We start from the raw sequence: 5,967 nt of genomic DNA, 5'->3' as shown, positions 1-5,967 counted from the left end.
GGGAAAGGTTTTAAATCCCTTACCCTTTCCCCTTTCCCCTTTCCCCAGACCTCACCTAGCATTTTTGGGTTGGCAGACTACTAGATAAGAGTGCGATCGCTACCGTGTAAATCAGGATGCACCGCAAGTGTAATGAATAAACCCGCGTCCTAGCAAAGCTGTCTTGAAAAGTTGTTCTTGGGGGAGACCCCGACGATCAGACTTTTCGCTTTTAAGGAGAGATATTTTTATGGCAACAAAATTTACTGGCGGTTGTTTATGCGGTTCTGTCCGCTACGAATGTTTAGCCGAACCCATTACAATGGGGAATTGCCACTGTCGTGATTGTCAACGGGCCACAGGAGGTGCGTATGCATCTGGACTTCTTGTACCGCAGAGTGCAGTCACCGTCACCGGAGATATTAAATACTATGATGTGATTGGTGATAGCGGAAGCGTTGTTGGTCGAGGCTTTTGCCCAAACTGCGGTTCCCGATTATTTAGCAAGCCTCCCATCCCTGAGCTAATGGGCATTATGGCAGGGAGTCTTGATGACCCAAGCTGGTTCCAGCCTGCGATGGATCTTTACACAGCCAGTGCCCAGCCGTGGGATTACATGAACCCAGACCTGCCAAAGTTCGCTAAGATGCCACCCATGGCCAAAAAAATAGCATGAAGAGAGGGCTGATACAGTAAATTTATTTCTTCCACAACGATAACGCATTCGCTCTGCGTATTCGGACAAGTTTTTTAATATACGGGATGACCAAGTATGGTTACACTACCGACATAGTAATCACTGTTGGTGGAATACCGAGCGATGTATAGAAATGTTAAAAGATTTACTGCTATTTTTTTGTTGGTTTTTCTGTTGATTGTTTCTATCAACTTTGCAGTAATTGCTCAAGATAGTTCAGATGGCCCTTCTGGGAATTTTGCATCGTCTCAGGTATGTTCAGTACCTCCTAGTCTCAAAACTCAACAAGTCATTGCCGACAATGGTCGTAATCAAGTTAAGATGGGCGATCGCATCAGGGTAAGAGTTGAAGGATTATCAGCAGCGACCAGAAATGCAGCAGTTAATGCCACCAATGCATTTGATCCTCGACAATTAGTCTTGTACCTAGATGGCTATGAACTAGAGGATGTCCACGGAGAACCAGTCATCGTCATGATTCCGGGTAAAGATCAAAAGAAAATTGTTGATGATAACTGGTTAGCCTTTCGACTTGAACGTACCGACTCGTCTCAAGCTGCATGGAATGCGTTGCTTGGTAGAGGAAGCAGATACAGTATTAACGTGATCGCGGGAGTAGGCTGTCCCAGAAAACTTGCAATTCCGGTAAGCAATCCCTTATCACCTCCTCAATTAAAAATAGTTCTGTTTTCGTGGCGATTTTGGCTATGTCTGCTTCTACTTGTGGCTGTTGTATTATTATTCATTAGGTATTGCCGAAACACTCTTCGTAGCCCTGGAATAGAAGGGGTTTATTCTAAAAAAGAGGTGATTGCTGGCCAGGAACTGTTGCTCACAGAAAAGGTTAATCTTGAAAACGAATATCGCAAAACCCGAATTGCTCAATTTTTTCTTGGTAGAAAAAAGTTGAACAGAAATCCGTTCAGTCTATCCATATCTCAACTTGCTTTTTGGACATTTCTAATTTTTGGTTCCTATCTGATTATCTACGGTGTAACAGGAGATTATACTAATATTTTGACTGAACAATCACTAATATTATTAGGAATCAATTCTATCACTGCGTTTGGTAGTTCGTTAATTGATGGGCAGGGTAATGAGAAAAAGAGAAAAGGTAGTCAACGTGTTTCTGAAGGTTTTTTCTACGATATATTATCGGATATTAATGGTGTCAACTTTCATCGGTTCCAAACATTTATTTGGACACTTGCGATCGGATTATTCTTTGTTTGGGAAGTCTTTAAAAATCTGGCAATGCCGGAATTTGATGAAACACTTCTAACGCTACAAGGAATCAGTGCCGCAACATATCTTGGGCTGAGAGGGCAAGAGCAACATGGTATGACAAAAGAGCCAGAATCTACATTCACAGAAGATAACTCATTTGAACAACCGCTTCCACCACAACAAGACAATCCACCGGAGAGCGATTCATCGATTCCTGCTGGCTAAATCCTAGAGTTATCTGGCGATCGCACTGGCACTACCTTGTTAATAGAGGCGTTGATTAAATGTAAAGTCACCCTAGAAGGGCGAGGTTTTAAACCCAAATTTTCGATAATTTTAATCAGCTAGATTTGCAATCATACTTTGTATGGTAGTTCACCACGCACTTTCAGATTTCATCGACTGCGATTTTGCTCTCAGCGACTCATTTCCTAATTATTGGTATGAAGGGCATTGTCTCCAAAGTGGCAATCGCCTAAGATTACCCCGTACCTCAATATCCGAAGCGATCGCCTACGGACTAATGCAACAGCTTGCCAACAATGACTATTATTCTCGTGAAGGCAAGATGTATGGAATACTATTGGTTGAACTGGCTAATGGCGAACAAAGGGTACTCAAAGCCTTCTCCGGTCTTTTGAATGGTTGCAGTGTGGTTGAGGGCTGGGTTCCACCAATTCCAGGACGAGACGAGGTTGCTTTAGAGGAAGCCCGGACTTTGGCACAGTTAGACGTGATTAAGCAGGAAATCCTCAACCTGAAGCAACTAACCGAACGCCAGCAGTACAAAACTCTGTTTGATGAATTTGAGCAACAATTGCAAACAATGAGCGATCGCCATCGCCATTGCAAACATCAACGACAAGAAAAACGTCAGCAAATCTGCAATATACTTTCTCCAGAAGCACTTACGATTGCCCTTGAACAACTCGACGAAGAGAGCCGTGAGCAGGGAATTGAGCGACGACAACTTAAACGCCAGCAAAATGCAGTATTACAGCCCCTCCAGCAGTTAATTACGGCGACGGATGCACGAATTAGCGAACTGAAACAACAGCGTAAAGCACTGTCCCGTCAACTCCAAGCTCAGATGCACGCTACCTACAGCCTGACTAATTTTTCTGGGCGATCGCTATCATTACAGCAATTGATGCCAGGAGGCTCACCCACTGGCACAGGAGACTGTTGTGCCCCAAAACTGCTCCATTATGCAGCAACACATAATCTAAAACCATTGGCAATGGCAGAATTTTGGTGGGGTGCATCTTCCGTAAATCAGGATAAAATCCAGGGGGAATTTTATGGAGCATGTGCCGAGCGATGTCAGCCATTAATGGGGTTTTTGCTCTCAGGCTTGAAACCTAAACCCCAAGCCCTCTCCCCTAGCAGGGGAATAAGAAGCCCCTCCCCTGATAGGGAGATCACTTTACCCATTATTTATGAAGACGAATGGCTAATTGCTGTAAACAAACCTCCTGGATTACTTTCGGTGCCTGGGCGTTATAGCGATCGCCAAGATAGTGTCTTGAGTCGCTTACGTCATCTATTACAGGATGGGATGACACTGGCAACTGTGCATCGCCTAGATCAAGAAACTTCTGGGATTTTGTTGTTGGCACGCGATCGCCAAACCCATCGGCAACTCAGCCAGCAGTTTCAGCAACGCCAGGTTCACAAGGTTTATGAAGCCATACTTTCCGGTGCTGTGCCAGTTGACCAGGGTACAATTGAACTACCACTGTGGGGAGATCCTGAAAATCGCCCTTATCAAAAAGTTGATTGGCAGCGCGGTAAACCCAGCTTGACACACTTCCAAGTGATGGCGAGAGACCAAGATTATACCCGCGTAGAATTTACACCGCTAACGGGGCGCACCCATCAATTAAGGGTTCATGCGGCTGATGTCCGAGGACTTGGGGTAACTATTTTAGGCGATCGCCTTTATGGATGCTGTGCAGTTACCAGTCGGTTACATCTGCACGCCAGAGAACTTCGCTTCGAGCATCCGCAGTTAGAAAAAACCCTGCATTTACAAGCAATTACACCTTTTTGACACTCAACGAAAAGGACTTGGGGACAAGGAGAAAGACTTGTTGCAAGTACTCATACCAATTCACCAAAGAATTGATACAAATTTTTTTGCCTCCCCTGCTCCCCTGCTCCCCTGCTCCCCTGCTCCCCTGCCTTCTCTCTAAACATCCTCTTAGCTCTATAAAGGTGGAGCTGGAAGTGGCTTTGCTGCAATTGCAAAAGGTGAGCGTCCCCCCTGTCCCACTTCAAACTGATTCATCATATCGTGGTCTTCGTGAACCGTATTGTGGCAGTGTGACATATATTTACCTGTATTGGGGCTAAACTTGCCAATTACTCGTACAGTCTCGTTTTCCCCAACATAAAAGACATCTTTCCTCCCACGCTCGTAACGGAAAGGTGGTCTACCATTACGGTCAAGCATTTGGCAATCAATTAGGTGAAGGTGGATAGGATGAAACGCACGACCTGATGGGTTAGACAATTTCCAGATTTCAACATCGCCTAATCGAGGATTAGCATCAATTCGCGTCTTATTCCAGGCTTTGCCATTGATCACCCACAGACCATTAGAGCGCTCATACTTAAATTCTCTGGTTCGTACTGCTGAAGATTCTGGGATAGGCTGGATTGTACGTAACCTGGAGGGAATAGAGCTATTATCTGGTTCACGCCGCACAACATCAAAGCGCATAATTTGATTCGTACCGTCGTAATTCGTGTTGTTAGGAAGTCCGAGATTTCGCAGCACTACCTGAGAGCCGACTGGATATTTAGAAAAGTCAATAATAAATTCGTAACGTTCTCCCGGCGCAAACCGGAAATTTTTGACTCTAACTGGTGCGCTCATTAATCCGCTATCAGTGCCAATCATAATGAAATCATCACCGTTGCTTAGAGCAAGATTGTAAGAGCGCGAAGTTGAACCATTCAAAATTCGGAAACGGTACTTATGGGTACTTACCTCCATGCGTGGCCAAGGCGCACCATTAACCAAAATGACATCACCATATTGACTTATTCTACCTTGGTTATCGAAGACTAATTTGCCAGTTTTAGTAAACTGCTTATCTTGGATAAGCAGTGGTACGTCGTATTTACCCTTGGGTAAAGGTAGTCCAAGCTCAAAGTCATCTTGAACAAGGTACATGCCTGCCAAGCCCATATAAACATTACGTGCAGTATTATGAATAGCGTGGTCGTGATACCATAACGTAGCCGCGCGTTTATTCGGATAGATGTAATCTTTGTAGAAACCCGGTGCTGTTAAATCTTCAGCATAGCCATCGTACTGCGGTAACGATGCCATTCCATGCAAGTGAGTAGATGTTGGTGTATCGACACTGTTATTAATAAAGCGAACAATTGATCGTCGCCCTTGACGTTGCTTAATTGTGGGGCCAGGAGCAATACCGTTATAACCCCATATCTGCGTTGTTAGCCCAGGCAAAATATTAACCAGAGCTTTTCTCATCGTAATCTGGTAATAATCTGTGGTTGCATCACTCCGCACTGGTTTAAGTACTGGCGGTATGGGAAGTTTGACAGTAAAACGATTAGGCTGAGGACTACCAGCAGTAGCTGCTTGTCCACGAGATAGGAAGCTGAGAGGAAGCAGCAAAGAACCACCTGTAAGCGCTCCTAGCTTCAGGGCTTCTCGTCTATTTATTTTTATCATGTTAATTTCTTTGTTGGTGTATTGCGAAATTAGCCTGAATGACTCTACCAATCACTAGATTTGAAAAAGTTTGAAATACTAAGATTTACGTACTGTATAAACACATTCTCTTGTGTATTAACGTAAATAGATCGTTTCAGGTTTTTACCAAGCATCTTTTATCAATGTTTTATCAGTTGCATAGTATTTCTTGATTAATGTAAATTTATGTTTGTTTGTTAAACTTACAAATATATGTACAAAAAGTCAATCAGTTATTCAGAGGGTGTAGGGGATAGGGGGTAGGGTGTAGGGAACCCGCGTTTAAAAACGTGAGATTGAAACAATGACGCAATGCAAGTTGCGCTTCGCGTCT

General features: G+C 44.0%; 4 protein-coding genes. 3 read left to right on the top strand and 1 reads right to left on the bottom strand.

Translation table 11 applies throughout. The features are described from left to right. Nucleotides 1–229 precede the first annotated feature (229 nt). From VB740_RS35440 to VB740_RS35430, 3 genes are all read left to right on the top strand, one after another. Entirely contained in the window at nucleotides 230–655 is a 426-nt protein-coding gene (locus VB740_RS35440; RefSeq protein WP_323204485.1) for a GFA family protein, read from the top strand. A gap of 144 nt (nucleotides 656–799) precedes the next feature. Next, entirely contained in the window at nucleotides 800–2,128 is a 1,329-nt protein-coding gene (locus tag VB740_RS35435) for a hypothetical protein (protein ID WP_323204484.1), read from the top strand. 142 nt (nucleotides 2,129–2,270) lie between these two features. Continuing rightward, nucleotides 2,271–3,956, top strand: a complete 1,686-nt coding sequence (locus VB740_RS35430; RefSeq protein ID WP_323204483.1) for an RluA family pseudouridine synthase — start codon at nucleotides 2,271–2,273, stop codon at nucleotides 3,954–3,956. Between the two features lie 156 nt (nucleotides 3,957–4,112). On the opposite strand, the gene VB740_RS35425 is transcribed toward VB740_RS35430, so the two are convergent. Then, nucleotides 4,113–5,612, bottom strand: coding sequence for a multicopper oxidase family protein (locus VB740_RS35425; RefSeq protein WP_323204482.1), 1,500 nt, complete (start codon nucleotides 5,610–5,612; stop codon nucleotides 4,113–4,115). Nucleotides 5,613–5,967 lie beyond the last annotated feature (355 nt).

Source organism: Nostoc sp. UHCC 0251 (assembly GCF_034932245.1).
Lineage (GTDB): Bacteria > Cyanobacteriota > Cyanobacteriia > Cyanobacteriales > Nostocaceae > Nostoc.
The sequence above is the reverse complement of the archived record's forward strand: the minus strand, read 5'-3'. Positions and strand labels throughout refer to the sequence as shown.

Coding starts and splice junctions, on each gene's coding strand:
- VB740_RS35440 (WP_323204485.1), top strand. CDS start 230: ATGGCAACAAAATTTACTGGCGGTTGTTTATGCGGTTCTGTCCGCTAC.
- VB740_RS35435 (WP_323204484.1), top strand. CDS start 800: ATGTATAGAAATGTTAAAAGATTTACTGCTATTTTTTTGTTGGTTTTT.
- VB740_RS35430 (WP_323204483.1), top strand. CDS start 2,271: ATGGTAGTTCACCACGCACTTTCAGATTTCATCGACTGCGATTTTGCT.
- VB740_RS35425 (WP_323204482.1), bottom strand. CDS start 5,612: ATGATAAAAATAAATAGACGAGAAGCCCTGAAGCTAGGAGCGCTTACA.